3 protein-coding genes are annotated in these 1,858 nt (G+C 51.9%); 2 read left to right on the top strand and 1 reads right to left on the bottom strand.

The window, feature by feature from the left end:
* Nucleotides 1–743, bottom strand: a 743-nt coding sequence (locus ACTHUM_RS12780; protein WP_440403030.1) for a 5'-3' exonuclease, incomplete at its 3' end; no start/stop codon positions are given.
* Nucleotides 744–924: 181 nt separating this feature from the next.
* Between ACTHUM_RS12780 and ACTHUM_RS12775 the strand changes: the two genes are divergently transcribed.
* Both ACTHUM_RS12775 and ACTHUM_RS12770 read left to right on the top strand, forming a co-directional pair.
* On the top strand, nucleotides 925–1,425 hold the full coding sequence (locus ACTHUM_RS12775; protein ID WP_107768670.1) for a hypothetical protein: 501 nt from the start codon (nucleotides 925–927) through the stop codon (nucleotides 1,423–1,425).
* A 53-nt stretch (nucleotides 1,426–1,478) separates the two neighbouring features.
* The coding region (locus ACTHUM_RS12770; protein WP_440403029.1) for a PspA/IM30 family protein at nucleotides 1,479–1,858 on the top strand (380 nt) is incomplete at its 3' end.

Genomic DNA, 1,858 nt, shown 5'->3' with positions numbered 1-1,858 from the left:
AAATCGGTTTTAATCGTTACCAAATCATACGACAGCGGCAGTTGTTCCAAAGCAGCTTGCAGGTTTTCTCCCACCTTGCCTTTGACTTCGGCAGCGTGTTCCATCACACCAGCCAGCGAGCCATAGACTTCCAGCCACTTCACCGCAGTTTTCGGGCCGCATTTTTCCACACCCGGCACGTTGTCCACCTTGTCGCCCATCAGCGCGAGATAATCGCGGATTTGGTCGGGGCGCACACCGAATTTTTCCTTCACGCCTTCAATATCCAGCGTTTCGCCGCTCATCGTGTTCACCAGTGTCACGCGCTCATTTACTAACTGCGCCATGTCCTTATCGCCGGTAGATACCACCACGTTCCACCCTGCTTCGCTAGCCATCTTAGCCAAAGTGCCGATAACGTCGTCCGCTTCCACCTGCGGAATCACCAATACCGGCCAGCCCATCAGGCGCACCAAATCCGGCAAGGCTTCCGCCTGAGGGCGCAAATCGTCCGGCATCGGCGGGCGCGTCGCCTTATAGTCGGGGAACATCTCGTGGCGAAAATTTTTGCCCTTAGCGTCAAACACCACCGCGCAATATTCATGCACATAATCCGCCCGCAGCCGGCGCAGCATGTTCAACACACCATACATCGCCCCCGTCGGCGCACCATCGGGCGCAGACAAATTCTGCCCCATGGCATGATAGGCGCGGTAAAGATAAGAAGAGCCGTCAACGAGAAGGAGTGTGGGTTTGTTGGACATGGAGAACCTGCTGTGTGTATGAAAATAATGTACGGATTATAAAGGAAAAGGCCGTCTGAAAACCGAAAATCAAGTTTCAGACAGCCTGATGTTTACATAAATATACGGTTTCAGGTATTGCGCCTCAGAATCCCATCTTGTATATTTGTATTCAAATGAATACAAATCAAAGCAGACGAATATGAATGCAACGAACCGTATCCCAATTAGTGTGCGCATCACTCAGGAAGATGCTGATTTTATTGCCGAACTCAAAATTGAAGGTGCGAATACAGCGTCTGAAAAAATCCGCGAATTGCTCAAGCTGGCGCGCTTGGCGCATACGCAGACACGCGATTACGGCTCTGCACTGACGGCGCAAGAGCAGTTTTTCCAACCAGCAAAACACGAAATCTTGCACGCTGAAAAACAGGCTGGAGTGCATTCGCATATCGTGGCGAGGCTGTTTGAACAACTGCCCGACTTAGGCGCAACACTCGCCGCCGATCTGCCAGCAGAAGCTGACCTAGACGATTTGAAAAAATACGAGCGCGAACTGATGTGGCGCATCGTCCGCCTTACCGACAGCATCCTGCAACTCGCCGTAACCGGCAAAGGCGCGGCATACGACGATACCGTGCTGCAACAGCTTGAAAATACTTTGAAACTGGCAAAGATTGTGCAGCAGGCAAATGAAATTTAAGGCTGCCGCCATACCAAATGAAACAAACACATTTTAGTGAAAGGAAAATCCAAATGAGCGAAACCCTATCCCGCCGAGTAGGCCGTCTGGTAAGCGGCGGTTTTCATGCCCTGATTGATGCGGCGGAAAACCTCGCGCCTGAAGCGGTAATGAACGAAAGCATCCGCGAAATTGAGCGCGCAGTAGATGAAGTGCGTGCTGAATTGGGCAAAGTGTTGGCACAGAAACATCTTGCCGCCAAGAAAATGGCCGATGAAAGCAACCGCCACGAAGCCATCGATGCCAATCTGCAAGCCGCCGTAGATGCCGGTCGCGATGATCTTGCCGAAGCGGGTATCGCCGAACAGATGGACATCGAAGCGCGTCTGCCCATCTTGGAAAACACCATTGCCGATTGTGCCGCACAAGAAAAAGAGCTCGAAGGCTTTATCGC

The sequence above is a fragment of the Neisseria sp. P0021.S006 genome, from assembly GCF_051956895.1.
The sequence above is the reverse complement of the archived record's forward strand: the minus strand, read 5'-3'. Positions and strand labels throughout refer to the sequence as shown.